Here is a 26,009-nt window from a genome sequence, read left to right on the forward strand (position 1 = left end):
AGACCTCAGACCTCCGGGGCGGCCTCGACCCTGGTCTCGGGCACGGACTCGTCATCAGGATCGACGCCCGGAAGGTGAGCCTCCCAGAGCTCGACGTCCATCACGTAGAGCCGGAGCGACGCCTCGCCGCGCAGCTGCTCGGGCTTGAACCTCCGAGCCGTGCCGACCAGCCGGTGGAACGCCACATCGCAGCGCTTCTCGAGCTCGAAGTCGGGCACCTGGCGCGCCATCCCGGTGACGTACGCAGCGCTCGCCCCGTACCCCGGCAGCACCGAGGAGTCGAAGATGACCCCGGCCACGCGCGGGTCGCGGATGAGGTTGCGGGAGTGCTGCGCATCGGGCGCCGAGACCCAGTAGAGGTCTCGGTAGCCGTCGTGGGAGAAGTAGACCGGCGACGTACGCGGCCGGCCGTCGGGATCCGAGGTCGCCAGCACCAGGTAGGCGACGCCGTCGACGATCCCGCGGACGTGTCTGTCCAGATCAGCTGCCATACCCCAGAGGGTAAACGACTTTCTCAGCGGTGACCTCGGTATACGCGCGGCAGCTTGTAGCCGTGCTCGGCCAGCACCTCGCGCAGCACGTCCGGCCGGTCGGTGATGAGTCCGTCGACGCCGAGCCCGATCAGGTGCTCCATCGTGGCGACGTCGTCCACCGTCCACGGCACGACCGCGATGCCGCGCGCGTGCGCCGCGTCGACCAGCCCCTGGGTCGTGAAGGGCACATAGCCAGGGTCCGACACCGAGCCGCCCTGCGGGTCGCCGTGGACCGGCGAGACCGCGTTCGCCCCGAACGAGTCCGCGGCCGCGACGTACCGCTCCTGCAGCGACCCCCCGAAGTCGTCGATGTCGATCCCACCCAGCCACGGCGAGGCCCCCGGCTGTCCCTGCTGGAGGAACTGCCGCCCGTTGGTCAGCGCGACGATCGGCAGCCGCGGCTCGACCTCTCGGAACCGCTTCAGCGCACCCCAGTCGAAGCTCTGGATCGTGACCTGGTTGCGGATGTGTGCCCGCCTGATCTCGGCCAGGACGACCCGGACGAACTGCTCGCGCGGCGCGGTCTGCTCCGGCGCCCCGGCCTCGACCTTCGTCTCCACGTTCAGCTGGACCTGGCCGGCGTGGTAGCTGTTGACCAGCGCAAACACCTCCGAGAGCAGCGGCATCCGCTCACCGGGCGAGAGCACCTGGTCGGGGAACTGCGGCTGTCGAAGCGACCCGCAGTCGATCGTGCGCACCTGCGCGAGGGTCAGGTCCTTGATGTAGGTCCGGTTCGGCACGTACGGGAACTCGGGGTCGCCCGGGAACGCCGGCGCGGTGTCGACGCACTTGGCCGGGTTCGGGTCCCGGTCGTGGGTCACTACCGCCTGGCCGTCCTCGGTGATCTGCACATCGAGCTCGAGGGTGCTCACGCCCAGCTCGAGCGCCCGCTCGAAGGCCGGCAGCGTGTTCTCGACCGTCAGCGCGATGCCGCCGCGGTGCGCCTGGAGGTCGAAGGTACGCGGATCGTTCTCGGCGTACGCCGGGGTGATGGCGGAGCTCGCCAGGAGCGCCGCGGTCACGAGGACGCCTGCTCGGACACGTCTCATGCCCGACAGGATCCCGCAGTCGGATGGCCGCTAGTGGAACGCGTGATGAGACAGGAGCGACACGTTCTTGTCCGCACACCCGGTCGTCTCGTGACGCACGAACTGGGAGTCGTAGGAGTCCGGCACGTAGACCCGGAACCCGTCCACCTCGGTCGGCTTGCAGGCCGAGGCCGGGTAGTTCTCGGCAGTCGACTCGGAGACCTCGCTCACCGCCACCTGACCCGGCTTCATGATCACCGTGCGCCACTTGCCCTCACGCGCCGCTGGCGCGCCGACCTGGGTGCCGTCGCCACCTCCGACGTACGACAGTCCGCCGAAGCCACCGAGGGCACACGCACGGTCGGAGACGTTGGTCAGCGTGATCTCACCGAACCGCGATCCGGCGCCGGCATCGGTCGCGCGATAGCCGGCCTTCAGGTCGGCGTTGGTGCACTTCGGTGTCTTCCGATCCGCCGGCGCAGGGTCGGAAGGAGCAGAGGACTCAGTCCTCACCGGCGAACCCCCCGTGGCCGCCGGTGAGGACTGAGTCGGGGACGATGGTGTGCTGCTCGCTTGGGCGGGATCCGCGGTCCCGGAGGCAGATGGTGACGAGTCGACCGCCCCGTCCTTCGTCGACCCACAACCTCCCACCGCGAGCACGCCGAGGACCCCGATTCCGACCACCATCAGTCGTAGGTGCCGCATCTTCGCTCCTCGAGTAGCAGATGCCAGCCAGATAGATCCAGCCAGTTAACTCATCGTCCCAACCCTGAGACGCGCGGACCGCACGCTTCGTTGCGTCGGATCTCGAGAAAATCTCAGCCCCTGCTGTCGTACACCGTCCGAGCCGCGTCGACCTCCGGCATGTGCTCCTCGGCCCAGGCCTTGAGGTGGCCGATGACCGGCAGCAGCGTCTGCCCGAGCGGGGTGAGCTCGTAGTCGGTCCGCACCGGCACCGACGGGGTCACCGTGCGGATCAGCAGGCCGTCGCGCTCCATCTTCCGCAGCGACTGGGTCAGCATCTTCTGGCTCACCCCCTCGATCTGCGAGGCCAGCTCCGAATACCTCAGCGGGCCGCGAAGCCCCAGCGCCACGATGGCCAGGCTCACCCACTTGTCACCGATCGTGTCCAGCAGCCGCCGGCTCGGACACAGCGCTGAGAACGCGTCGAATCCGCTCGGTCGCTCGGCCGTCGTCGTTCCCATGGCAAACCTCCAGGTGCGTACGCCACTTCAAAGTGCCTTCTTCCCAAAGGAGAGTAGGGCACCGAAAGTAGTGCATGCAACCAGACAAGACCACCGCAAAGGACGAACACCATGTACGCACTCATCTCCCGCGCCGGCAACCCGACCCCGCGCCTCGAGGAGCTCCCTGCCCAGACGCTCGGCCCCGACGACATCCGCGTCGAGGTGGCCGCCGCCGGCTTCACCCTCTTCGACGCCTTCGTCGCGAGCGACCACGCAGCCATCGGCCTCCCCGACGTCATCGGCCTCGGCTTCGACTTCAGCGGCGTAATCACCGAGGTCGGCGAGGCCGTCTCCGGATTCGCCGTCGGCGACCGCGTCGCCGGCCTCCACGGCAACCCGGCCGCAGGCGCCCGCGCCCACGCGACCGAGGTCGTGCTTCCCGCCGCCGCCGCAGCGGCCGTACCCGACGGGCTCACCCTCGAAGCCGCCGCCGCGGCCCCGCTCAACGCGCTCACCGCCCGCCAGTCGCTCGACCTGCTCGGCACCGAACGCGGCAGCCTCCTCGTCACCGGTGCCGCCGGCGGCGTCGGCCTGTGGGCCCTGGCACTGGCCAAAGCCGACGGTTGGACGGTCGACGCCCTGGTACGCCCCGGCACCGAGCACCTCGCCACCGGCGCCGACCGCGCCGTCACCGAGATCGAGCCGCACGCGCACGACGCGGTCCTCGACCTGGCGGCGCTCAACGAGCCGGCCCTGTCGGGCGTACGCGACGGCGGCCGCTACGTGAGCGTCAAGCCGGGTCGGGCGCCGGCGCCCGAGCGGGGCATCGAGGTCTCGACCGCGCTGAACCAGCCCGACGGCGCGGTGCTAGCCGACCTCCTCCCGTTGGCGGCAGACGGCACAGTACCGACCCGGGTCGCCGCGACCCGCCCGCTGAGCAAGGCCGCCGAGGCTTACCAGGAGGCGGAGGCGGCGCCGGGATCCGACGGACGCTGGCTGCTGATCCCGTGAAAAGGACGAAGGCCCCGCCACCCGAAGGTGGCGGGGCCTTCTAGACCACTCGATCAGCTCTGGTACGAACCAAAGTCGAAGTCGTCCAGCGCGACGGCCTGGCCGCCGGTGTTGCCGAACTCGTAGTCGTAGTTGTCGTAACCGGTCACGGAGTACGCCGCGGCGCGAGCCTCATCGGTCGGCTCGACCTTAATGTTCCGGTAGCGCTCCAGGCCGGTGCCGGCCGGGATGAGCTTACCGATGATGACGTTCTCCTTCAGACCGCGCAGCGAGTCCGAGCGGCCGTTGATGGCAGCGTCGGTGAGGACGCGGGTGGTCTCCTGGAAGGAGGCCGCCGACAGCCAGGACTCGGTGGCCAGCGAGGCCTTGGTGATGCCCATCAGCTCCGGACGACCCGAGGCCGGCTTGCCGCCCTCGGAGACCACGCGCCGGTTCTCCGACTCGAAGTCGATGCGGTCGGCCAGGTCGGAGGGCAGCAGGTTGGTGTCACCGGACTCGAGCACCGTGATCCGGCGCAGCATCTGCCGCACGATGATCTCGATGTGCTTGTCGTGGATGGACACACCCTGCGACCGGTAGACCTGCTGGACCTCGTCCACGAGGTGCTGCTGCGTCTTGCGGACACCGAGGATACGGAGGACCTCCTTGGGGTCCGGCGTACCGATGGTCAGCGGTGCGCCGACCTCGATGTGGTCGCCGTCGCCGACCCGCAGACGAGAGCGGCGCGACACCACGTACTCCTTGACCTCGGAGCCGTCGTCCGGGGTGACCAGGACCTTGCGGGCCTTGTCGGTCTCCTCGATCTCGACGCGTCCGGCGACCTCGGAGATCGGCGTGACACCCTTCGGCGTACGCGCCTCGAAGAGCTCGACGACACGCGGCAGACCCTGCGTGATGTCGTCGGCCGAGGCCACACCACCGGTGTGGAACGTACGCATGGTCAGCTGGGTGCCGGGCTCACCGATGGACTGGGCGGCGATGATGCCGACCGCCTCACCGATGTCGACGAGCTTGCCGGTGGCCAGCGAGCGGCCGTAGCACTTGGCACACGTACCCGTGCGAGCCTCACAGGTGAGGACCGAACGGACCTTGACCTCGGTGATGCCGGCGCGAACCAGCTCCTCGATCTTGACGTCGCCCAGGTCCTCGCCGGCGACCGCGAGAACCTCGCCGGTCGACGGGTGCTCGATGTCGACAGCAGCCGTGCGAGCGTACGCAGCGGTCTCGGCGTTGTCGTCCTTGACGACGACGCCGCCCTGGTCGACACCGATGACCTTGGGCAGACCGCGCTCGGTGCCGCAGTCGTCCTCACGGATGATGACGTCCTGCGAGACGTCCACCAGACGACGGGTCAGGTAACCCGAGTCGGCGGTACGCAGCGCGGTGTCGGCCAGACCCTTACGAGCACCGTGGGTGGAGATGAAGTACTCCAGGACGGAGAGACCCTCGCGGAAGTTCGACTTGATCGGCCGCGGGATGATCTCGCCCTTCGGGTTGGCCACCAGGCCTCGCATGGCGCCGACCTGGCGGATCTGGTTGAAGTTACCCGAAGCACCCGAGGTGACCTGCATGAAGATCGGGTTCTTCTTGTCGAACGCCGCCTCCATGGCAGCACCGACGACCTTGGCGGCCTCGGTCCAGATCTCGACGAGCTCCTGGCGGCGCTCCTCATCGGTGACCAGACCACGCTCGAACTGCTTCTGCACCTTGGCAGCCTGCGTCTCGAACGTCTCCAGGATCTCGGCCTTGTTCGGCGGCGTGGTGACGTCGTCGATGGAGACCGTGACACCCGAACGGGTGGCCCAGTGGAAGCCGTTGTCCTTGAGCGCGTCCAGCGACGCCGCGACCTCGACCTTGGTGTAACGCTCGGCCAGGTCGTTGATGATCGCGCCGAGCTGCTTCTTACCGACCTCGTAGTTCACGAAGGGGTAGTCGGCGGGGAGGGTGTCGTTGAAGATCACCCGGCCCAGCGTGGTCTCGAGGACGATCGGGTCGCCCGCGGTCCAGCCCTCCGGCACGTCGTAGCCGATCGGCGGGACGATGTCGTCGAGGCGGATCTTGATCTTCGACTGCAGCGTGATCTCGAGGTGGTCGAAGGCCATGATGGCCTCGGCCGGGGACGAGAAGGCACGGCCCTCGCCGGTCTCACCCTCGCGGTCGGAGGTGATGAAGTAGAGACCGATGATCATGTCCTGGGTCGGCATGGTGACCGGGCGACCGTCGGACGGCTTGAGGATGTTGTTGGTCGAGAGCATCAGGATGCGAGCCTCGGCCTGGGCCTCCGCCGACAGCGGCAGGTGGACAGCCATCTGGTCACCGTCGAAGTCCGCGTTGAACGCGGTGCAGACGAGCGGGTGCAGCTGGATGGCCTTACCCTCGATCAGCTGGGGCTCGAAGGCCTGGATGCCGAGGCGGTGCAGGGTGGGCGCACGGTTCAGCAGAACCGGGTGCTCGGTGATGACCTCTTCGAGGACGTCCCACACGACCGGGCGAGCACGCTCGACCATCCGCTTGGCGGACTTGATGTTCTGAGCGTGGCTCAGGTCAACCAGACGCTTCATCACGAACGGCTTGAACAGCTCCAGGGCCATCTGCTTCGGCAGACCGCACTGGTGCAGCTTGAGCTGCGGACCCGACACGATGACCGAACGGCCGGAGTAGTCGACGCGCTTACCGAGCAGGTTCTGACGGAAGCGACCCTGCTTGCCCTTGAGCATGTCGGAGAGCGACTTCAGCGGACGGTTGCCCGGCCCGGTGACCGGGCGGCCACGACGACCGTTGTCGAACAACGAGTCGACGGCCTCCTGCAGCATCCGCTTCTCGTTGTTCACGATGATCTCGGGGGCACCGAGGTCGAGGAGACGCTTGAGGCGGTTGTTGCGGTTGATCACACGACGGTAGAGGTCGTTGAGGTCGGAGGTCGCGAAGCGGCCACCGTCGAGCTGCACCATCGGGCGCAGGTCCGGCGGGATGACCGGGACGGCGTCGAGCACCATGCCGGTCGGCTGGTTGCCGGTCTTGCGGAAGGCGTCGACGACCTTGAGGCGCTTGAGCGCGCGGACCTTGCGCTGACCCTTGCCGGTGGCGATGGTCTCGCGGAGGTTCTCGACCTCGGCCTCGATGTCGAAGTTCTCGAGGCGCTTCTGGATCGCCGTGGCGCCCATGTGGCCCTCGAAGTACTTCCCGAACCAGGTCTTCATCTCGCGGTAGAGCAGCTCGTCGCCCATGAGGTCCTGGACCTTCAGGTTCTTGAAGGTGTCCCAGACCTCGTCGAGACGGTTGACCTCACGCTCGGTGCGGTCGCGCAGCTGCTTCATCTCGCGCTCGGCGCCGTCCTTGACCTTGCGCTTGGCGTCGGACTTGGCGCCCTCGGCCTCGAGCGCGGCCAGGTCGGTCTCGAGCTTCTTGGCGCGGTCGTTGATCGCCACGTCGAGCCGGCCGGTCAGCATCTTGCGCTGCTGGTCGACCTTGGCCTCGAGCGAGGACAGGTCGCGGTGACGCGAGTCCTCGTCGACCGAGGTGATCATGTACGCAGCGAAGTAGATGACCTTCTCCAGGTCCTTCGGAGCGAGGTCGAGCAGGTAGCCCAGCCGCGACGGAACGCCCTTGAAGTACCAGATGTGGGTCACCGGGGCGGCGAGCTCGATGTGGCCCATCCGCTCGCGGCGTACCTTGGAGCGGGTGACCTCGACGCCACAGCGCTCACAGATGATGCCCTTGAAGCGCACGCGCTTGTACTTGCCGCAGTAGCACTCCCAGTCCCGGGTGGGACCGAAGATCTTCTCGCAGAAGAGGCCGTCACGCTCGGGCTTGAGCGTGCGGTAGTTGATGGTCTCAGGCTTCTTGACCTCGCCGTGGCTCCACGCGCGGATCTCGTCCGCGGTGGCCAGGCCGATCTTGAGCTGATCGAAGAAGTTGACGTCGAGCACGGTGGCTTCCAGTTCCTTCGTTAGTTCTTGGAAAGTTCAAAGGGGACTGAGGGAGGGGAGGTACGCCCGGGGGCGTACCTCCCGCTCGTCAGACTTCCTCTACGGAAGAGGGCTCGCGACGGGAGAGGTCGATGCCGAGCTCCTCGGCGGCGCGGAAGACGTCTTCCTCCGCGTCACGAAGCTCGATCGCCGAACCGTCCTGGCTCAGCACCTCGACGTTCAGGCACAGCGACTGCATCTCCTTGACGAGAACCTTGAACGACTCCGGGATACCCGAGTCGGGGATGTTCTCGCCCTTGACGATCGCCTCGTACACCTTCACACGGCCGGGCACGTCGTCCGACTTGATGGTGAGGAGCTCCTGGAGGGCGTAGGCGGCGCCGTACGCCTCCATCGCCCAGACCTCCATCTCACCGAAGCGCTGGCCACCGAACTGGGCCTTACCGCCGAGCGGCTGCTGGGTGATCATCGAGTACGGACCGGTCGAACGCGCGTGGATCTTGTCGTCGACCAGGTGGTGCAGCTTCAGGATGTACATGTAGCCCACGGCCACCGGCTCCGGGAACGGCTCGCCGGAGCGACCGTCGAAGAGGCGGGCCTTGCCGTCGGTGCCGACCACACGCCGACCGTCCCGGTTGGGAAGGGTCGCGCTGAGCAGACCGGTGATCTCGTCCTCACGCGCACCGTCGAAGACCGGGGTGGCCACCTTGGTGCCCGGGTCGGCCTTGTCGGCGTGGATCTTGATGAGGCGCTGCTTCCAGGCGCTGTCCTCGGGGTCCTCGGAGAGGTTGAGGTCCCAGCCCTGCTTGGCGAGCCAGCCGAGGTGGAGCTCCAGGACCTGTCCGATGTTCATACGACGCGGAACACCGAGCGGGTTGAGCAGAACGTCGACCGGGGTGCCGTCCTCCATGAACGGCATGTCCTCGACCGGCAAGATCTTCGCGATGACGCCCTTGTTGCCGTGACGGCCGGCGAGCTTGTCACCCACGGAGATCTTGCGCTTCTGCGCCACGTAGACCCGAACCAGCTGGTTCACGCCCGGGGGCAGCTCGTCGCCCTCCTCACGGTCGAAGACGCGGACACCGATGACGGTGCCCTCCTCGCCGTGCGGAACCTTCATCGAGGTGTCGCGGACCTCGCGCGCCTTCTCACCGAAGATCGCGCGGAGCAGGCGCTCCTCCGGGGTCAGCTCGGTCTCGCCCTTCGGGGTGACCTTGCCGACCAGGATGTCACCGGTGGTGACCTCTGCGCCGATGCGGATGATGCCGCGCTCGTCGAGGTCGGCCAGCATCTCCTCGGAGACGTTCGGGATGTCCCGGGTGATCTCCTCCGGACCCAGCTTGGTGTCGCGGGCATCGACCTCGTGCTCCTCGATGTGGATCGAGGTGAGGTAGTCCTGCTGCACCAGACGCTGGGAGAGGATGATCGCGTCCTCGTAGTTGTGGCCCTGCCACGACTGGAAGGCGACCAGGAGGTTGGCACCCAGCGCCATCTCGGCACCCTGGGTCGCCGGACCGTCGGCCAGCGGGGAGCCGACCTCGACCCGGGCGCCCTCGTCGACCAGCGGCTGCTGGTTGACGCAGTTGCCCTGGTTGGAGCGCTCGAACTTCGCGAGCTTGTACGAGGTGTAGGTGCCGTCGTCGTTGAGGGTCTCGATCAGGTCGGAGGAGACCTCCTTGACCACACCGGCCTTCTTCGCGACGAGCACGTCACCGGCGTCGACAGCCGCGCGGTACTCGATGCCCGTGCCGACCAGCGGCGAGTCGCTGCGGACCAGCGGCACCGCCTGACGCTGCATGTTGGCGCCCATGAGCGCACGGTTGGCGTCGTCGTGCTCGAGGAACGGGATCAGCGCGGTCGCGACCGACACCATCTGGCGCGGCGAGACGTCGATGTAGTCGACCTCGTCGGCCAGGAGCTCGGAGACCTCACCGTCGCGCTGGCGGACCAGCACGCGCTCGGTCGCGAACTTCATGTTCTCGTCGACGGCCGCATTGGCCTGCGCGATGACGTAGCGGTCCTCGTCGTCGGCGGTCAGGTAGTCGATCTTGTCGGTGACGACACCGTTCTCGACCTTGCGGTAGGGCGTCTCGACGAAGCCGAACGGGTTGATCCGGCCGAAGGAGGCCAGCGAACCGATCAGACCGATGTTGGGACCTTCAGGGGTCTCGATCGGACACATCCGGCCGTAGTGCGACGGGTGGACGTCTCGGACCTCCATGCCGGCGCGGTCACGGGAGAGACCACCCGGCCCGAGAGCCGACAGACGCCGCTTGTGCGTCAGGCCCGCGAGCGGGTTGTTCTGGTCCATGAACTGCGACAGCTGCGAGGTGCCGAAGAACTCCTTCAGCGCAGCGACCACGGGACGGATGTTGATCAGTGACTGCGGCGTGATCGCCTCGACGTCCTGGGTCGTCATCCGCTCGCGCACCACGCGCTCCATACGAGCAAGGCCCGTACGCAGCTGGTTCTGGATCAGCTCGCCGACCGTACGCATGCGGCGGTTGCCGAAGTGGTCGATGTCGTCGGCGGCGATGTCGATCGTGCCCTGCGGCATGTCGAGCTGCGTACGCCCGTCGTGGAGCGCCACGACGTACTTGATCGTCGCGACGATGTCGTCGACGGTCAGGGTCTGCTGGTCGAAGGCCTCGGTCAGACCGAGCTTCTTGTTGACCTTGTAGCGACCGACCTTGGCGGTGTCGTAGCGCTTCGGGTTGAAGTAGTAGTTGTTCAGCAGCGTCTGCGCGGCCTCACGCGTCGGGGGCTCGCCCGGGCGCAGCTTGCGGTAGATGTCGAGCAGCGCGTCGTCCTGAGCGGTGGTGCTGTCCTTCTCGAGGGTCAGCATCATCGACTCGTACTCGCCGAACTCCTCGCGGATCTGCTCGTTGGTCCAGCCGAGGGCCTTGAGCAGCACCGTGACGTTCTGCTTGCGCTTGCGGTCGAGACGGACGCCGACCAGGTCGCGCTTGTCGATCTCGAACTCGAGCCAGGCGCCGCGGCTGGGGATCAGCTTGGCGGTGTAGATGTCCTTGTCGGACGTCTTGTCGGCGGTGCGCTCGAAGTAGACGCCCGGGGACCGGACGAGCTGCGAGACGACAACACGCTCGGTGCCGTTGATGACGAAGGTGCCCTGTTCGGTCATGAGCGGGAAGTCGCCCATGAAGACCGTCTGGCCCTTGATCTCACCGGTGTCGTTGTTGGTGAACTCCGCCGAGACATAGAGAGGCGCGGAGTAGGTGAAGTCCTTCTCCTTGCACTCCTCGACGGTGTACTTGGGGTCGTAGAAGACAGGGCTCTCGAACGAGAGGGACATCGTCTCCGAGAAGTCCTCGATCGGGGAGATCTCCTCGAAGATCTCCTGTAGACCGGACTTGTGAGACACGTCCTCCCCCGCTGCTTCGCGGGCGGCGACCTGCTCCTGCCAGCGCTCGTTACCGATCAGCCAGTCGAAGCTGTCGGTCTGGAGGGCGAGGAGCTTGGGAAGCTCGAGAGGCTCTGAGATCTTAGCGAAAGAGATGCGGCGAGGGGTGGAGTCACCCGACGAGGTGCGCGCGGCCAAGAGGAATCCTTCGACAAGGTTCGCAGGTGGATTCGCGCTGCCGACCACCGAACAGCCACCGGGCAGGCTGAGGGGCATATGAAGGCATGCGCAAAGCGCCATAGTACGGCACAAAAGCGCACTTCACAACACCGGGCCCAATTATAAGTCCGGCGTACCTTCATTCACACCTGCGGCGCTCGAGCGTCGGCGTTGTCGGTGCAGTGCCATTGTCGAGCATCGCGGATGATCATGCGCCCCATCGGCCCCCCGGGTCAAGCATCCGCGCCAATCGGTCCGACCCACGGAAAAGTTATTCCAATCACTTGACAGGTAGCGCAAAAGCCTGGAAGGCCAGGTCAGCTCGGACCTAGTCCTGGCTCGGCTGCGTCTCGACCTTGTCGACCAGCCACTCGTCGCCGACCTTGGCCATCGTGAGCATCGCGTACTCCTGGTAGCCGATCGGGGTGCTCCGCTGGGCGTTGGTGACCTGACGGTCGACCAGCACGAGGATCTGCACGGTGTCCTCGGAGACCCGAATGACGCCGGCGTCGACCGGGGCGAGCGTCTTCACCACGGTCTTCGTCTCGGGGACGTTGTCGACGAGCACCGCGAAGAGCCGGTCGTAGTCCTCGCGGTAGTCCTTCGTCATCACGTCGTGAGCCTTGCTCTTCGACTCGTCCATCTTGCTGTAGTCGTAGGACAGCAACGGGACGACGGCCTTCTTGGCCGCCTCGAGCGCCTCACCGCCCTGCTCCTCGACGAGGAGCTTGTGGTTGCGGGTGATCTGCTTGCCCACCGCACCCTCGACGGTGCTGGTCGTGACGTTGTTGTTGGCGACGGTGCTGACCTTCTCCTGCCCGAAGAAGACCACGCCGGCAGCGACGACCGCAGCCAGGGCGAGGGCGCCGGCCGCGACCAGCCCCCACGTCGGGAGCAGCGGCAGCGTACGTCCGGTGGCCGCACTCTCCTCGGCGTCGAGCTCCTCGTCGGCAGGCTCGTCGTCGTCAGCTGCGTCGGCTGCCACGTCGGCGTCGGCGGTCTCCTCGTCGGCCTCGCGGTCCTCGTCCTCGTCCTCGTCCTCGTCCTCGACCGCAGCCTCCTCGAGAGCGGCCAGCTCCGCGTCGTACGCGGCCCGCTTCTTCTCGTCCAGCAGGACCGCGGCGGCATCGTTGAGGGTGCGGAAGCGGCGGTCGGTGGGGTCCAGGTCGGCGATCGCGGACTTCCACGCCGCGCGGATGTCGTCGGTGGCGGCATCGGGCTCGACGTCGAGCAGGTCGTACCAGGTCGGACTAGTCATCGTGGAACTCATGGTGTCACCCCTTCGCTGCTTTCCGAAGTAGGAGCTTCCTCGGCGGGGTACCAGTCGTCGACCAGCCACTTCCCGTTCTGCTTCACCAGCTCCACCTCCGTCCGGGCGAGCTGACGCGCCGCCTCGACGCGCTCCTCGGAGCCCTCGGACTTCGGGTAGCTGATCGCGAGCTCGGCGACGACGAGCACGGTCGCGCTGTCCTCATCGAGGCCGGCGACGCCCGTGCTGTGCACGCTCGTGGTGCGACCGACGCCCTGCTGGACGACGGTGGCCTCGGCGAAGGCGACGTTGCCCAGGAAGCTCTTCTCGAACTTCGGGGTCAGCAGCTCACCCACCCGCTCGCGATACTTCGGCATCGTCTTCTTGTCGCTGCCGACGTCCTCGGGACCGTAGGTGTTGACCCGGCCGACGAACTTGTCGGCAGCCGCCATCACCTGCTCGCGCTGGCTCACCACCGACTCGTCGGCGCCGCGGGTCAGCTGCCAGCCGACGTAGCCGACGGCAGCCAGGATCACGGCGATCAGCAGGGCCAGGACGCCCCAGCGGAGCAGTGCGCCCCGGTTCGCGGTCGCCTGGTCGGTCTCTGCGCCGGTCTCCGTGTCGGGTCCGGGGTCGGTCGTGGTGCTCAAGACGGATCACTCTCTGTGGTCAGCGGCTCCAGGAGCCATTTCCAAGCATCAACACCGTACGCCGCGGGCGAGTCGGTCGATGCGGCAGCACTTCGGGCCCCGACCCCGGTCGGCTGCGTGGTGGTCAGGGGTCCGGCTACTCGGTCTCCATCGGCTGCAGGTAGAGCCACTTCCAGGCGTCCTCACCGTAGGAGGCGGGAGCCGCGGTCGACACCGTGGTCTCCTCGGCCTCGCCCCAGGTGAGCTCGCCGGTGTCCGGGTCGAAGCTGGCGATCGAGGCGGTGCCGCCGACGGCCGCACGCGGAACCTGGCTGGAGCCACGGGGGTTCGACTTGCTCGGGTCCTCGGTGCAGGAGACCTCCGTGTTGAACGGACGGCTCTGCAGGTCCAGCGGGCTGCGCTTCTTCGTGCTCTCGTAGCCCTTCTTGCACGGCGCCTGAGTGGTCAGCGCCAACCCGAAGTGGGCCTGCGCCAGACCGGGGTGGCCGACGTCGACGACCGCGAAGCTGCCCTCGACGACGACCGGGAAGATCGAGAGCAGGTGCCTGACGCCCGGCAGGTTCTTCCGGACGACCTTGCCGGTCACCAGCACCTCGTTGAGGAGCTCGCTGATCTCCACGTCGTTCTGCTCCAGGAACTGCCGCAGCTCGATCGAGCTGGCCGAGCCACTCTCGATCAGCCTGATCAGGTCCTTGTTGGAGCCGGCCAGGGTGCCGGTGAACAGCTCCAGGTCGGTCGCGAACGACTTGATCGCCGAGCTGCTGTCCAGCTGGCCCTGGAGGACCGTGTTGCTGTCCCGGATCAGCTGCGTGGTGAGGGCGAAGTTCTGGTCGGCGGTCTCCACGAAGGCGGTGCCGGTGTCGATGATGGTCTGCAGGTCCTGACCGGTGCCGGCGAAACCCTTGCCGAGCTCGTCGATCGTCGTGGTGAGCGCCTTCTGGTCGACCGAGTTCACCGTCGTGGTGACGTCCTCGAGGAGCTTCTCGGTCGGCAGCGGCGTGGTCGTCGCGGCGCGAGCGATCTCGGAGCCGTCCTCGAGGTAGGGCCCACCCTTCGACTGCGGCTGCAGCTCGACGTACTGCTCACCGACGGCGGAGCGGTTGCCGACCACGGCGAGGCTGTCGGCCGGGATCTTGTCCTTCCACCCCTTGTCGATCTTCAGGGTCACGTCGACGCCGCTGCGGTTGAGCACCAGCTCACCGACCTGGCCGATCTTCACGCCTCGGTAGTCGACCTCGGCGTCCTCGTAGATGCCGCCGGACTGCTCGAAGTGGGCCATCACGACGTAGTGGTCCTTGACGAACAGGGACCCCAGGCGGGCGTAGCGCGCACCGACGAAGCTGACCCCGACGAGGGTGATCAGCAAGAAGACCATCAGCTGCATCTTCGTACGGCGGGTGATCATGAGACGCCCTCCTGATGAGTGTTGCTCGAGGTGCTCAGCGCGGGGATCATCAGCGAGGTCAGCCCCGGGTCGAGCTCCTTGCTCAGCTCGTCGTACGTCACCGCATGTGTCCCCGGTGTCGCACCGGCACGGCAGAACAGGAGCAGTACGCACCCGGAGCCGTCGTCGGTGGTGCTCCCGCCGTTGGACGAGGGAGCGCCGAGCCCGAGCAGGCCGTCGAGGGTCTTCCCGATCGAACCCAGCACGCCCGTCACGCACGCCTGGGGCGCCGAGGACGACTGTCCGGTCAGCACCTCCTGGCAGGTGTCGATGGCGCTGGCCAGCCCGCCGTCCTTGCAGACGTTCGTGAGGTTGTTGAGCCAGTCGAGAGCCGTCTCCTCGTCCGGATACGTCTTGAGCTTCCGGTTGATCTCCTCGAGACCCCAGCAGACGGTGCTGCCGACCCGAGGCGCGTTCTGGAGCAGCGTGTCGAGGTTGAGGTCGACGGTGACGTCGAGGTTGACGAAGTCACCCATGTGCAGGTTGCGCGCCGCCTGCGGCGAACCACCGACCGCCGCGTCGACGAACGGATAGGTGAGGATCGTGTTCATCGCCCGGACGAAGTCGTCGCCGGAGTCGGCCAGGTTCGACAGGACCGGCCTGAGGTCCTTGATGATGCCGATGGTGTTGTCCTTGGACGCCCGAATGACACGTACCCCGGTGTCTCCGAGCCGCTCCAGGGCCTTGAGCATCTTGACCAGGTCGGCGCGCTGCTTGTCGATGCTGGAGATCGCCGAGGGCAGCTCGTCGAGGGCGGCGTCGATGGAGCCCATCTGCGCGTTGGTGGCCTTCGCCAGCGCATCGAGCGCCTCGATGGCCGCGACGATCTTCTCCTTGTTGTTGTCGAGGTCGCGCGCCAGCTTCTCCACCTGGTGGAGTACGGAGCGGGCGGAGTCCTCACGGCCGGCGAGCGCCTTGTTGAGCTCGGTCGAGATCGTCTTCAGCTGAGCGACGCCACCACCGTTGAGCAGCAGGCTCAGCGCACTGAAGACCTCTTCGATCTCCGGGTTGCGGCCGGTCTGCGACAGCGGGATGGTCGAGCCGTCGGCGAGCTTGGTCGAATCGGGCTCGGCCGGCCGCTCCAGCGAGACGAACTTCTCGCCCAGCAGGGAGGTCTGCTGGATCGACGCACGGGCGTTGCTCGGCAGGCTGACGTCCTTCTTCAGCAGCATCTCGACGGTGGCGACGCCGTCGTCGAGCCAGATCTTGTTGATCTTGCCGACGTCGATGTCCTCGAGCTTGACGGTCGACTGGGGCACCAGGTCGAGGGTGTCCTCGAACTGCGCGGTGACCGAGATCGCGTCGTCACCGGCGTCCACGCCGCCCGGGAGCGGGAGGTCATAGACCGAGAAGGTGCCACAGCCGGTCAGCATCAGGGCGCCGGCGACCACACCGACGAACGCCTGGACAGCGCGCTTCATCGTCGTCGTCATCATTTCACCTCCACCAGGCCGCCGAGGGACATGTCATAAGGCACTCCATAGGACGAACCGGTGCCGAGACCGATTGCCGCGGAGCGGTTCAGGCCCGGCACCTGCCGGATCTGCGAGCAGATCTCGGCGCTGCTGCCGTCGGTCGCCTGGTCCACGAGGCTGCACAGGAACGAGGCCGGGTTCTCGATGATCTCGTCGAGGATCATGGTGATGTTGGCGTTGGTGTCGAGCGTGGCGGTCTCCGGGTTGTAGGCCAGGCCAAGGTTGTTGAGCGCCAGCGGAGCGGTCCGGAGGCTCTCGTCGAGCGCCTTGCGCTGCTTCACGAGGACCTTGCCGATCCGGTTGAGGCTCTGGATGTCCTCGCGCAGGATCGCCTTGTTGTCCCGGACGAACTGGGTCACCTTGTTCAGCGCCACCGAGAGGTTCTTCATCGACGCGGCGAGCTCTTCGCGTTCACCCTCCAGCATCGACGAGACCTCGGCGAGCGCCTGGGCGAAGTCGCGTACGGTCTTGTCGTTCTCGGCGAGCGTGCCGATGAAGCCCTCGAGCTGCTCGGCCGAGTCGAAGAACTGCTCGTCGCGGTTGTCGAGCACCTTGGTCAGCTTGCCGAGGTCGCCGACGGTCGAGTTGATCTTCTCGCCCTGGCCGCCGAGGTTCTTCGCGGTCTGCTGCAGCAGGTCGGTGAGGGCGCCGTTCTTGTTGGCTCCGTCGGGACCGATCGCAACCACGAGGTCGTCGACGCTGGAGTAGATCTGGTCGAGCTCGACCGGGACCGAGGTCTTGTCGGTGCTCAGCACCGCACCGTCGGCCAGCTTCTTGCCGCCGTCGTAGGCCGGCGTGACCTGGACGTAGCGGTCGCCGACGATCGACGGCGAGATGATCACGGCCTTGGCGTCCGCGGGCAGGTCGACGTCGCCCTTGTATTCCAGGGTGACCTTGACGTCGGTGCCGTTCGGCTCGACCGAGGTCACCTTGCCGACGGCGACGCCGAGCACGCGCAGGTCGCTGCCCTCGTAGAGCGAGACCGTGCGCGGGAAGTGCGCCACGAGCGTCTTCTCACCGGTGTCGCGGACCAGCGCCCAGGCCCCGACCCCGAGGACGAGAGCACCGATGATGATCGGAACGATGATCTTGTTCACGGGGTCCTCCCAGTGAGAGCCGGGACGGGAGGCATGTTCTGGATGTAGGTGTCCCACCAGGGGCCGTTGCCCAGGGTGTTGTTGAAGACCTTGTAGAACGGCGCCATCAGCCGCAGGGACTTCTCGAGGTTCTCCTCGTTCTTCGTGAAGACGTCGAGGATCACGTCGAGGCTCTCCAGCGCCGGCTTGAGGTCGGCACGGCTGTCGTCGACCAGCTGGGAGAGCTCCTTCGAGAGCAGCTGGGTCGAGATCAGCAGGTTGTGGACCGCCTCGCGCCGCTCGACCAACGCAGCGAAGAGCTGGTTGGCGTCGTTCATCAGCGTGATCAGGTCCTCATCGCGCTCGTCGAGCACCTTCGTCACCCGGTCGAGCTGGGTGAGCAGCGACTCGATGCGCTCGTCCTTCGCGGCCAGGTTGCGGGAGAGGTCGGAGACGCCGGTGAGGGCGGCCTGGAACTCCTCCGGCGTCGACCGGGTCAGGTCGGCGAGCGTGGTGAGCGCCGCGGCGAGCTGGTCCTTGTCGATGTTGGCGGAGGTGTCGGCCAGGCCCTCGAAGGCCTCGACCACGTCGTAGGGAGACTCCGTGCGGTCCACCGGGATGGTGGCTCCCGCCTTCATCTGGCCCTCTCCGGCCGGCTGCAGCTCGAGGAACATGTCGCCGAGCAGCGTCTTCACGCGTACGCCGGCTCCGGAGTTCTCACCGAAGTTGACCTTCTCGCGGATCTTGAAGCCGACCTTGACCTGGTTGCCGTCGAGCTCGATCGAGTCGACCTTGCCGACCCGGACGCCGGCCACCCGGACCTCGTCGCCGGTCTTGAGGCCACCGGCCTCGGAGAAGTTGGCGTAGTAGGTGGTGCCACCACCGATCAGCGGCAGGCTGTCGGCCTTGAACGCCATCACCATCAGCATGGCGAGGACGGCGATCGAGACGGCGCCGATCTTGACTGGGTTACGTTCGCGGAAGGGAATCATCCGAGGTTGCACCTCGCTTGACCGGGCTCGTAGAGCGGAATCTCGAGGTCCTTGCCCTCAGGGTCGCGGATCGTGCCTCGCAGACCGCACAGGTAGAAGTTGAACCAACCGCCGTAGCTGGCCGTCGCGCCGATCTTGTCCAGCTTGATCGGCTGGAGCTCGAGGGCGTCGTCGAGCTGGCGCTTGTCCTTGGCCACCTCGTCGGAGAACCTCCGGGCCTGCCGCAGGTCCTCCAGCAGCGGGTCCTTCGCCTCGTGCACCAGGTCGGCGGTCTCCACGGAGAGCGCCGAGATCTGGTCCAGGGAGCCGAGGATCGCCTCGCGGTCGTTGTTGAGACCGCCGACGAAGTCGCGGAAGGTCACGATCAGGCTGGAGAGCTCCTTCTCGCGGTCGCCCACGTGCTCGAGCACCTCGGTGAGGTTGTCGATCAGGGCGTTGATGACCTGGTCCTTCTCGGCCAGCGTCGAGGTCAACGAGGCGGTGTGGGAGAGCAGGCTCTCCAGCGTGCCGCCCTCGCCCTGGAAGACCTGGACGATCTCGTAGGACAGGGTGTTGACGTCGTTGGGCGACAGCGCCTGGAAGAGCGGCTTGAACCCGTTGAAGAGCACCGTCAGGTCGAGCGCCGGGTGGGTCTGCCCGACCGGGATGGTCTGGCCCTCCTGCATCGCGGAGGCGTCGCCCACCAGCTGGTTGGTCAGCGCGAGGTAGCGCTGGCCGATCAGGTTGCGGTACTTGATCGTCGCCTCGGTCGTGGTCGCGATCTGCTGCGCGCTGTCGACCGTGAAGGTGACCACGGCGCTGCGGGCATCGTCGGAGATCTCGATGCCCTTGACCGAGCCGACCTTGACCCCGGAGATGCGTACGTCGTCGCCCTTGTTCACACCGGTGACGTCGGTGAAGACGGCCTTGTACTCATCGGTCTGCCCGAAGGTCACGTTGCCGATCGTGATCGCGAGCAGGCCGGTGGCCAGCGTCGTGACGATCACGAAGATCACCAGCTTCCAGAAGTCCTGGAAGGTCTTGGCGTCGAAGAGCTTCACTGCGCTCATTCGTACGTCACCTCAGCTCCGCGTGCGGCCGGGCCGAGCAGCAGCCCGCCGAGGTCCGGGACCTCGCTGGCGGTCATGCCCATGCCCGGGGCGAACAGCTCGTTGATGACATCGGTCTCGGCCGACGTACCGACGTAGGACAGGGCCGAGTAGCCGGTCGTCCCGGTGGCGGAGCGCATGACACCCTTTCCGGTGGGCTCGTCGACGCCGTCGTTCTTGTTGGGGAACGGCGCGAACGGCTTCTTCTGGCTCCAGGACGCGTTCGGCATCTCGCCGCAGTAGGGCCCGCTGTCCTCGCCGTAGCGCGGCTTGTCCTTGGTCGAGTAGGGACGCGCCTGGTGCGGCAGCGTCTCCAGCGTGATGTGGACGGTGTTGTTGCGGAACACTTCGGTGAACTCGTCGGTCAGGATGTCCATGCCGCCGATGAGGCACGGGAACATCGGGGCGTAACGGGCCAGCGTCTGGGTGACCGGCCGACCGACCTCGCCGACCTGGATCAGCGTGTCGCCGTTGTCGTCGAGGAACTTGTCGGCGGTGTTGGAGAACGCGGTGACGTCGGTCAGCATCCTCTTGAGCTCCACCTCGCGGTCCTCGAGCGTGGTCGCGGTGACGATGGTGTTGCGCAGGATCTGACCGATCTCCGGAAGCACGGCCTGGTAGGTGCCGGAGACCTCGGTGGCGAGCTCGAGGTCCTCGATCAGCGCCGGGATCTCGGGGTTCAGCCGCTTCAGGTAAGAGTCGAGGGTGTCGAGCGACTCTCCGAGCTTGTCGCCGCGACCCTCGAGCGCGGTGGCGAGCGCGTTGAGCGTGTTGTTGAGGTCGGCCGGCTGGATCGTCCGCAGCAGCGGGTAGAGGTCACGCAGCACGGCCTGGACTTCGGTGGCCATCTTGGTCTTCTCGATGACCGCACCGGCCTTGATCGGCTCGGTGAAGTCGGTGTCGGGCGGGACCAGCGAGACGTACTTCTGGCCGAAGAGGGTCTTCGGGAGGATCGCGCCGGTCACGTCCGGGTGGACCTTGCTGATCTCCTCGGGGAACAGCCCCAGGGTCAGCTCGGCACCCTCGTCGGTGGGCTTCATCTCGAGGACCTCACCGACGATCAGGCCACGGACCTTCACGTCGGCACGCTCGGGGAGCTGAAGACCGATGCGGTCGGCCTTGAGGGTGATCTCCTCGTACTGTCCGAACCGGTTGGTGAACTGCGCCCAGGTCAGGACGAGCGCGGCCAGGAGCAGCGCGAGGAAGAGGATCCCGAGGATCTTGCCCTTCTGCCGGCCCCAGGCGAGCGCCACGGCGCTTCTCTTGTGCGGCGTGGGCAGGTCGTGATGGACCTCGTCGCGAGCGAGTGTCTGAGTCATCCCGCCAACCTCACTGTCGTCGTGCTGCCCCAGATCGCCATCGAGAGCATCAGGTCGAGCACGGAGACGGCGACGATGCTCGTACGCACCGCCTTACCGACCGCGACACCGACCCCTGCGGGGCCGCCGGAGGCGTTGTAGCCGTGGTAGCAGTGGATCAGGATCACGACGACGGCGAAGATCAGCACCTTGCCGAAGGACCACAGCACGTCGATGGGCGGCAGGAACGTGTTGAAGTAGTGGTCGTACGTGCCCGCACTCTGGCCGTAGAAGAGGATCACCGTGAACCGGGTGGCGACGTAGGAGGAGAGCAGGCCGACCACGTAGAGCGGCACGATCGCGATCAGGCCGCCGATCATCCGGGTGGTCACCAGGAACGGCAGCGACGGGATCGCCATGACCTCGAGGGCATCCACCTCTTCGGAGATGCGCATCGCGCCCAGCTGGGCGGTGAAGCCGCAGCCGACCGTCGCCGCGAGCGCGATGCCGGCGACCAGCGGCGCGATCTCGCGGGTGTTGAAGTAGGCCGACACGAAGCCGGAGAACGCCGAGGTGCCGAGCTGGTCGAGGGCGGTGTAGCCCGAGAGGCCGACCTGGGCACCGGTGAAGAAGGTCATCGCCAGGATCACGCCGACGGTGCCGCCGATGACGGCCAGCGCCCCCGAGCCGAGGGTGACCTCGGCGAGGATCCGGAGGATCTCCTTCTTGTAGCGCCTCAGTGTGCGCGGGAACCACGAGATCGCGCGCAGGTAGAAGCCGAGCTCGTCACCGAGGTGGTCGAGGCTCTTGGCGGGCTTCTCGTAGATCGCTTTGAGGTTTGCCATCCGTCTCGCCTCCTATCCGGACTTGCTCGGGATGATCTGCAGGAAGATCGCAGACATCACGAAGTTCACGATGAACAGCAGCAGGAACGTGATGACGACCGACTGGTTCACGGCGTCACCGACGCCCTTGGGGCCGCCGCCGGCGTTCATGCCCATGTACGAAGCCACGATCGCCGCGATCAGACCGAACACGAGAGCCTTCGCGAGGCCCTGCCACAGGTCGGCCATCTGCGCGAGCGCGGTGAAGCTGGCCAGGTAGGCACCCGGAGTGCCGCCCTGGATGATGACGTTGAAGACGTACCCGCCCATGACGCCGACGATCGAGACCAGGCCGTTGAGGAAGACCGCGATCATCATGCAGGCGAGAACCCGCGGGACCACCAGCCGCTGGATCGGGTCGATGCCCAGAACCATCATGGCGTCGAGCTCTTCACGGATCTTCCGAGCGCCGAGGTCGGCGGCGATCGCCGAGCCACCGGCGCCCGCGACCAGCAGCGCGGTCGCGATCGGGGCAGCCTGCTGGACGACCGCGAGGACCGCGGCCGACCCGACGAAGGACTGCGCACCGAACTGGGCCACGAGGCCACCGACCTGCAGCGCGATGACCGCGCCGAAGGGGATCGCGACCAGCGCGGTCGGGACGATCGTCACTGACGCGATGAACCACGCCTGCTGGATGAACTCTCGGAACTGGAAGGGGCGCCGGAACACGGCGCGCCCCACGTCCAGACCGAACGCGAAGAGCGAGCCAGCGGTCCCGATCGGTTTCAGGACCCTGGCGGCGGTCAGAGATGACATCAGTAAGGAGCCTCTGTGGGATCTGCTGCTTTCACGCCGCCGGGGGCCATGGCCGCGTCTGCCTGGAACGATCCCGGCGGCGGGGTGACACCGTTCTCTCGGCACCAAGCGCCGGGGGGACGCTGGTACTTGCGCGGGATGCCGTTGGACGGCTCGAGCTGCATCGGGATCGGCGGCAGCGGCGGCAGACCCATGTCCTTCTCGGCGGCCAGCTCGTCGGCGTCCTTCTCCTCGGACATGCCGATCGGGCCGATCGTCTGGGCGTTGAGGAACTGCCGCACCACCGGCTCCTCGGAGCTCAGCAGCATCTCGCGGGGCCCGTACATCGCCAGGTGCTTGTGGTAGAGCAGGCCGATGTTGTCCGGGACCGTACGCGTCGAGTTGATGTCGTGGGTGACGATCAGGAAGGTCGCGTCGATCTGCGCGTTCAGGTCGATGAAGAGCTGGTTGATGAAGGCCGTACGCACCGGGTCAAGACCCGAGTCGGGCTCGTCGATCAGCAGGATCTCGGGGTCGAGGACCAGAGCACGCGCCAGACCGGCACGCTTGCGCATACCACCGGAGATCTCGCCGGGGAGCTTGTTCTCGGCGCCGATGAGACCGACCAGGTCCATCTTCTCCATGACGATGTTGCGGATCTCGGACTCGCTCTTCTTCGTGTGCTCACGAAGCGGGAACGCGACGTTGTCGAAGAGGTCCATGGAACCGAACATGGCGCCGTCCTGGAACAGCACGCCGAACAGCTTGCGAACCTCGTAGAGGTCTCGCTCCGAGCAGCTGGCGATGTCGACGCCCTCGATGACCACGGAGCCCGTGTCGGGCTTGATCAGACCGATCAGAGTCTTGAGGAGCACCGACTTGCCCGTGCCGGACGGACCCAGCATCACGCTGATCTCGCCCGCAGGCAGGGTCAACGAGACATCTTTCCAGATGAGCTGCTTACCAAAGCTCTTGGTCAGCCCTTCGATCTTTACGTCTACACCCATCCGGGCCGGCTCCCTTCCTGTTCGCGTGGGGGTCTCCCTCAAGTCCCCACTGCCCGACTAACGGCAGAGTGTGACGGGGGTTACGCACTTTCCGCGACACGCGTCACACTTTTGTAAACCATAGTGGCCTGCGAACGATGACGGTGATCACCACCCGAGACGGACTCCCCCGGCCAAAACGTCGACGGTCGGATTGCGACCCTTCACGCCCGGCGTGTGTTCAAGATAACGAAACAAACCGCGAGTGGCTACTCAGGAGTAGCAACCCGCGGCTTGAACGATCGGAGCACTGCGCTGCAGCTTGCCCGATCTGTTGCGGAACTGTTTCCGCAATGTAGAGAAAGCCCGGGCCCGGCGGAATCCGCCGAACCCGGGCTCAAGGGCCGAAGCCCTCAGATCACTTGACGGTGACCGTGGCGCCGGCGGCCTCGAGGGCCTCCTTCGCCTTGTCAGCGGTCTCCTTGTTGGCGGCCTCGAGGACAGCCTTGGGGGCACCCTCGACGAGCTCCTTGGCCTCCTTCAGACCGAGGGAGGTCAGAGCGCGCACCTCCTTGATGACGTTGATCTTCTTGTCACCAGCGGCCTCGAGGATGACGTCGAACTCGTCCTTGGCCTCCTCAGCGGCGGCGGCCGGGGCGCCCGGGGCGCCGGCAGCGGCAACGGCGACCGGAGCGGCAGCGGTGACACCGAAGGTGTCCTCGAAGGCCTTGACGAACTCGGAGAGCTCGATGAGGGTGAGCTCCTTGAAAGCGTCGAGCAGCTCGTCGGTGGAGAGCTTCGCCATGATGGCATTTCCTTTCGTGGTGGCCCTGTGCGTTTTTCTGTGAGTACGCAGCGGGGCCGGGTTACAGGTGGTGGTTAGTTACGACCGGGGCCATCAGGCCTCGGCCGGAGCCTCCTCGGCGGCAGCCGGCTCAGCGGCACCACCTGCGAGGATCGAGGGGTCCTCCGCGGCCTTGGCCTCGAGAGCGGCAGCGAGCTGCGCGGTCTTCGAGGGCAGAGCGTTGAAGGCGTACAGAGCCTGCGACAGCGACGCGGTGAACGCGCCCGCAAGCTTGGCGAGCAGGACCTCGCGCGACTCGAGGTCGGCAAGCTTGCCAACCTCAGCAGCGTCGATGGCCTTGCCGTCGAGGTACCCGCCCTTGATGACAAGGTTGGGGTTGGCCTTGGCAAAGTCACGCAGACCCTTGGCCGCCTCGACGACGTCACCCTTGATGAAGGCGATCGCGGTCGGGCCGGTCAGCAGGTCATCGAAGCCTTCGATGCCGCTCTGAGAGGCAGCGATCTTGGCCAGCGTGTTCTTGACCACGGCGTAGTTTGCGTGCTCACCGAGCGAGCGACGAAGAGTCTTCAGCTCGCCCACGGTGAGACCGCGGTACTCGGTCAGCACGGCACCGGTCGAGGCGCTGAACTCGTCAGCGATCTCGGCAACGGCAGCCTGCTTGTCAGCCCGCGCCATGGGTCTCCTTCTTCCGGGAATCGATTCCGTCGGTGAGGGCCCATGAATGACAAACGCCCCGAGCGCAGGCTCAGGGCGTGACGTACGATCTCGTCTTGCTCTTCACCTACGCTGGTCGTCCGCATCCTGCGGAACCTTCGATCGAGTGCATGCGCACCTGACAACCGGCGGTCTCTGGTTTCAGACATCAATTATGCGTACGCCGCCGGGTGCCGCCAAATCGGCGGACGGCAGTACGTTTGCCGCATGGAGAGCCACACCTTCGGAAGGATCGGTCGCTCGGCGTCGGTCATCGGTCTCGGCACCTGGCAGCTCGGCGCCGACTGGGGCGAGGTCAGCGAGTCGGATGCCCTGGCGGTGCTCGAGGCGGCGGTCGGCGACGGGGTGACCTTCCTCGACACCGCCGACGTCTACGGGGACGGCCGGAGCGAGCAGGTGATCGGGCGGTTCCTGCGGTCGCACGACGGGATCTTCGTGGCCACGAAGATGGGGCGCCGGGTGGACCAGGTGCCCTCGAACTACACGCTCGCCGCCTTCCGTGAGTGGCTCGATCGCTCGCGCACCAACCTCGGGGTCGACACGATCGACCTGGTGCAGCTGCACTGCCCGCCGACGGAGACGATCGAGTCCTCGGCGACCTATGACGCGCTGGAGACCCTGGTCTCGGAAGGGGTGATCGCTGCGTACGGCGTCAGCGTGGAGACCTGCGATCAGGCCCTGGCCGCGATCGCGAGGCCCCACGTGGCCTCTGTCCAGATCATCCTGAACGCGTTCCGGCTCAAGCCGCTGGATCTGGTGCTTCCGGCGGCCGCGGAGGCCGGCGTCGGGATCATCGCGCGGGTGCCGCTGGCCTCCGGGCTGCTGTCCGGTCGCTACTCGGAGTCGACCACCTTCGCCGCCGACGACCACCGCACCTACAACCGCCACGGCGAGGCCTTCGACGTCGGTGAGACCTTCTCCGGCGTCGACTACGCCACCGGGGTCAAGGCCGCCCAGGAGTTCGCCGCCCTAGCCACCGAGCATGGCCCCGAGGGCGCGACGCCCGCGCAGGTCGCCCTCGCCTGGGTCGCTCAGCAGCCCGGCGTCACCACCGTCATCCCCGGCGCCCGCAAGACGTCCCAGGCCCACGCCAACTCCGCCGCCGGCTCGCTGCCGGCGCTCTCCGAGGAGCTGCTCTCCGGCGTACGCCAGATCTACGACACCCACTTCCGCGAGGCCATCCACTCCCGCTGGTGACTCACCCCGGCCGAGGCGTCGCTCGCGTCGGCCGAGTGGGCACTGAGTTGCCGTCTCGGCCGACCTGAGTGACGTCTCGGCGTTTCGTGTTTCGCGCGGTCACGCCCTCACACCGGTCGTCCCTCGACTCCCGGGACCCGATCCG

21 protein-coding genes are annotated in these 26,009 nt (G+C 66.8%); 2 read left to right on the plus strand and 19 right to left on the minus strand.

The genetic code is table 11. The features are described from left to right. Positions 1–5: 5 nt before the first annotated feature. The 4 genes from ABZY89_RS14145 to ABZY89_RS14160 all read right to left on the minus strand — a co-directional run bounded on the left by ABZY89_RS14145 (position 6) and on the right by ABZY89_RS14160 (position 2,766). Positions 6–491 carry a pyridoxamine 5'-phosphate oxidase family protein gene (locus tag ABZY89_RS14145; RefSeq protein ID WP_355228074.1) on the minus strand — a complete coding sequence of 162 codons (486 nt, stop codon included), beginning with the start codon at positions 489–491 and terminating at the stop codon, positions 6–8. A gap of 23 nt (positions 492–514) precedes the next feature. Further along, positions 515–1,582 (minus strand): glycerophosphodiester phosphodiesterase family protein, encoded by a 1,068-nt coding sequence (locus tag ABZY89_RS14150; protein WP_355228075.1) that lies wholly within the window; start codon positions 1,580–1,582, stop codon positions 515–517. A gap of 30 nt (positions 1,583–1,612) precedes the next feature. Further along, positions 1,613–2,074 (minus strand): DUF4232 domain-containing protein, encoded by a 462-nt coding sequence (locus ABZY89_RS14155; RefSeq protein ID WP_355228077.1) that lies wholly within the window; start codon positions 2,072–2,074, stop codon positions 1,613–1,615. A 305-nt stretch (positions 2,075–2,379) separates the two neighbouring features. Then, on the minus strand, positions 2,380–2,766 hold the full coding sequence (locus ABZY89_RS14160) for a helix-turn-helix domain-containing protein (protein ID WP_355228079.1): 387 nt from the start codon (positions 2,764–2,766) through the stop codon (positions 2,380–2,382). 111 nt (positions 2,767–2,877) lie between these two features. Between ABZY89_RS14160 and ABZY89_RS14165 the strand changes: the two genes are divergently transcribed. Next, positions 2,878–3,759 carry a zinc-binding dehydrogenase gene (locus tag ABZY89_RS14165; protein WP_355228081.1) on the plus strand — a complete coding sequence of 294 codons (882 nt, stop codon included), beginning with the start codon at positions 2,878–2,880 and terminating at the stop codon, positions 3,757–3,759. 53 nt (positions 3,760–3,812) lie between these two features. On the opposite strand, the gene ABZY89_RS14170 is transcribed toward ABZY89_RS14165, so the two are convergent. From ABZY89_RS14170 to rplJ, 15 genes are all read right to left on the minus strand, one after another. Beyond that, positions 3,813–7,688, minus strand: coding sequence for a DNA-directed RNA polymerase subunit beta' (locus tag ABZY89_RS14170; protein ID WP_355228083.1), 3,876 nt, complete (start codon positions 7,686–7,688; stop codon positions 3,813–3,815). Between the two features lie 88 nt (positions 7,689–7,776). Further along, on the minus strand, positions 7,777–11,247 hold the full coding sequence (gene rpoB / locus ABZY89_RS14175) for a DNA-directed RNA polymerase subunit beta (RefSeq protein ID WP_355228085.1): 3,471 nt from the start codon (positions 11,245–11,247) through the stop codon (positions 7,777–7,779). A gap of 349 nt (positions 11,248–11,596) precedes the next feature. After that, positions 11,597–12,538: a DnaJ domain-containing protein gene (locus ABZY89_RS14180; protein WP_355228087.1), complete on the minus strand. Its 942-nt coding sequence runs from the start codon at positions 12,536–12,538 to the stop codon at positions 11,597–11,599. Further along, complete coding sequence (locus ABZY89_RS14185; RefSeq protein ID WP_355228089.1) at positions 12,535–13,167, minus strand: hypothetical protein; 633 nt, start codon at positions 13,165–13,167, stop codon at positions 12,535–12,537. Before ABZY89_RS14185 ends, ABZY89_RS14180 begins: the two co-directional genes overlap by 4 nt. A gap of 136 nt (positions 13,168–13,303) precedes the next feature. Then, positions 13,304–14,572, minus strand: coding sequence for an MlaD family protein (locus ABZY89_RS14190; RefSeq protein WP_355228090.1), 1,269 nt, complete (start codon positions 14,570–14,572; stop codon positions 13,304–13,306). Continuing rightward, positions 14,569–16,044, minus strand: coding sequence for an MCE family protein (locus tag ABZY89_RS14195; protein WP_355228092.1), 1,476 nt, complete (start codon positions 16,042–16,044; stop codon positions 14,569–14,571). The genes ABZY89_RS14190 and ABZY89_RS14195 overlap by 4 nt, the downstream gene beginning before the upstream one ends. After that, positions 16,044–17,183, minus strand: a complete 1,140-nt coding sequence (locus tag ABZY89_RS14200; protein WP_355228094.1) for an MCE family protein — start codon at positions 17,181–17,183, stop codon at positions 16,044–16,046. Before ABZY89_RS14200 ends, ABZY89_RS14195 begins: the two co-directional genes overlap by 1 nt. Continuing rightward, the gene (locus tag ABZY89_RS14205) at positions 17,180–18,154 is read right to left on the minus strand and encodes an MCE family protein (protein ID WP_355228095.1); all 975 of its coding nucleotides are present in this window, start codon (positions 18,152–18,154) and stop codon (positions 17,180–17,182) included. The genes ABZY89_RS14200 and ABZY89_RS14205 overlap by 4 nt, the downstream gene beginning before the upstream one ends. Beyond that, positions 18,151–19,203 carry an MlaD family protein gene (locus tag ABZY89_RS14210; protein ID WP_355228097.1) on the minus strand — a complete coding sequence of 351 codons (1,053 nt, stop codon included), beginning with the start codon at positions 19,201–19,203 and terminating at the stop codon, positions 18,151–18,153. The genes ABZY89_RS14205 and ABZY89_RS14210 overlap by 4 nt, the downstream gene beginning before the upstream one ends. Further along, positions 19,200–20,561 (minus strand): MCE family protein, encoded by a 1,362-nt coding sequence (locus tag ABZY89_RS14215; RefSeq protein WP_355228098.1) that lies wholly within the window; start codon positions 20,559–20,561, stop codon positions 19,200–19,202. Before ABZY89_RS14215 ends, ABZY89_RS14210 begins: the two co-directional genes overlap by 4 nt. Next, positions 20,558–21,385 carry an ABC transporter permease gene (locus ABZY89_RS14220; RefSeq protein ID WP_355228099.1) on the minus strand — a complete coding sequence of 276 codons (828 nt, stop codon included), beginning with the start codon at positions 21,383–21,385 and terminating at the stop codon, positions 20,558–20,560. The genes ABZY89_RS14215 and ABZY89_RS14220 overlap by 4 nt, the downstream gene beginning before the upstream one ends. A gap of 12 nt (positions 21,386–21,397) precedes the next feature. After that, on the minus strand, positions 21,398–22,183 hold the full coding sequence (locus tag ABZY89_RS14225; RefSeq protein WP_160025586.1) for an ABC transporter permease: 786 nt from the start codon (positions 22,181–22,183) through the stop codon (positions 21,398–21,400). Next, entirely contained in the window at positions 22,183–23,169 is a 987-nt protein-coding gene (locus tag ABZY89_RS14230; RefSeq protein WP_355228100.1) for an ABC transporter ATP-binding protein, read from the minus strand. Before ABZY89_RS14230 ends, ABZY89_RS14225 begins: the two co-directional genes overlap by 1 nt. 397 nt (positions 23,170–23,566) lie before the next feature. Further along, a complete protein-coding gene (gene rplL, locus ABZY89_RS14235; protein ID WP_141802532.1) occupies positions 23,567–23,953 on the minus strand; it encodes a 50S ribosomal protein L7/L12 in 387 nt (128 codons plus the stop codon). 93 nt (positions 23,954–24,046) lie between these two features. Then, positions 24,047–24,628: a 50S ribosomal protein L10 gene (gene rplJ, locus ABZY89_RS14240; protein ID WP_141802531.1), complete on the minus strand. Its 582-nt coding sequence runs from the start codon at positions 24,626–24,628 to the stop codon at positions 24,047–24,049. A 246-nt stretch (positions 24,629–24,874) separates the two neighbouring features. Between rplJ and ABZY89_RS14245 the strand changes: the two genes are divergently transcribed. After that, positions 24,875–25,864: an aldo/keto reductase gene (locus ABZY89_RS14245; protein WP_355228103.1), complete on the plus strand. Its 990-nt coding sequence runs from the start codon at positions 24,875–24,877 to the stop codon at positions 25,862–25,864. Positions 25,865–26,009 lie beyond the last annotated feature (145 nt).

The sequence above is a fragment of the Nocardioides sp. NPDC006303 genome, from assembly GCF_040613175.1.
Taxonomy (GTDB): Bacteria; Actinomycetota; Actinomycetes; order Propionibacteriales; family Nocardioidaceae; genus Nocardioides.

Bases quoted from the DNA above. Each gene is read 5' to 3' on its own strand.
- ABZY89_RS14190 (WP_355228090.1), bottom strand. From the start codon at position 14,572: ATGATCACCCGCCGTACGAAGATGCAGCTGATGGTCTTCTTGCTGATC.
- ABZY89_RS14180 (WP_355228087.1), bottom strand. From the start codon at position 12,538: ATGAGTTCCACGATGACTAGTCCGACCTGGTACGACCTGCTCGACGTC.
- ABZY89_RS14215 (WP_355228098.1), bottom strand. From the start codon at position 20,561: ATGACTCAGACACTCGCTCGCGACGAGGTCCATCACGACCTGCCCACG.
- rplL (WP_141802532.1), bottom strand. From the start codon at position 23,953: ATGGCGAAGCTCTCCACCGACGAGCTGCTCGACGCTTTCAAGGAGCTC.
- ABZY89_RS14210 (WP_355228097.1), bottom strand. From the start codon at position 19,203: ATGAGCGCAGTGAAGCTCTTCGACGCCAAGACCTTCCAGGACTTCTGG.
- ABZY89_RS14205 (WP_355228095.1), bottom strand. From the start codon at position 18,154: ATGATTCCCTTCCGCGAACGTAACCCAGTCAAGATCGGCGCCGTCTCG.
- ABZY89_RS14230 (WP_355228100.1), bottom strand. From the start codon at position 23,169: ATGGGTGTAGACGTAAAGATCGAAGGGCTGACCAAGAGCTTTGGTAAG.
- rplJ (WP_141802531.1), bottom strand. From the start codon at position 24,628: ATGGCGCGGGCTGACAAGCAGGCTGCCGTTGCCGAGATCGCTGACGAG.
- ABZY89_RS14160 (WP_355228079.1), bottom strand. From the start codon at position 2,766: ATGGGAACGACGACGGCCGAGCGACCGAGCGGATTCGACGCGTTCTCA.
- ABZY89_RS14165 (WP_355228081.1), top strand. From the start codon at position 2,878: ATGTACGCACTCATCTCCCGCGCCGGCAACCCGACCCCGCGCCTCGAG.
- ABZY89_RS14225 (WP_160025586.1), bottom strand. From the start codon at position 22,183: ATGTCATCTCTGACCGCCGCCAGGGTCCTGAAACCGATCGGGACCGCT.
- ABZY89_RS14195 (WP_355228092.1), bottom strand. From the start codon at position 16,044: ATGACGACGACGATGAAGCGCGCTGTCCAGGCGTTCGTCGGTGTGGTC.
- ABZY89_RS14245 (WP_355228103.1), top strand. From the start codon at position 24,875: ATGGAGAGCCACACCTTCGGAAGGATCGGTCGCTCGGCGTCGGTCATC.
- ABZY89_RS14220 (WP_355228099.1), bottom strand. From the start codon at position 21,385: ATGGCAAACCTCAAAGCGATCTACGAGAAGCCCGCCAAGAGCCTCGAC.
- ABZY89_RS14150 (WP_355228075.1), bottom strand. From the start codon at position 1,582: ATGAGACGTGTCCGAGCAGGCGTCCTCGTGACCGCGGCGCTCCTGGCG.
- ABZY89_RS14145 (WP_355228074.1), bottom strand. From the start codon at position 491: ATGGCAGCTGATCTGGACAGACACGTCCGCGGGATCGTCGACGGCGTC.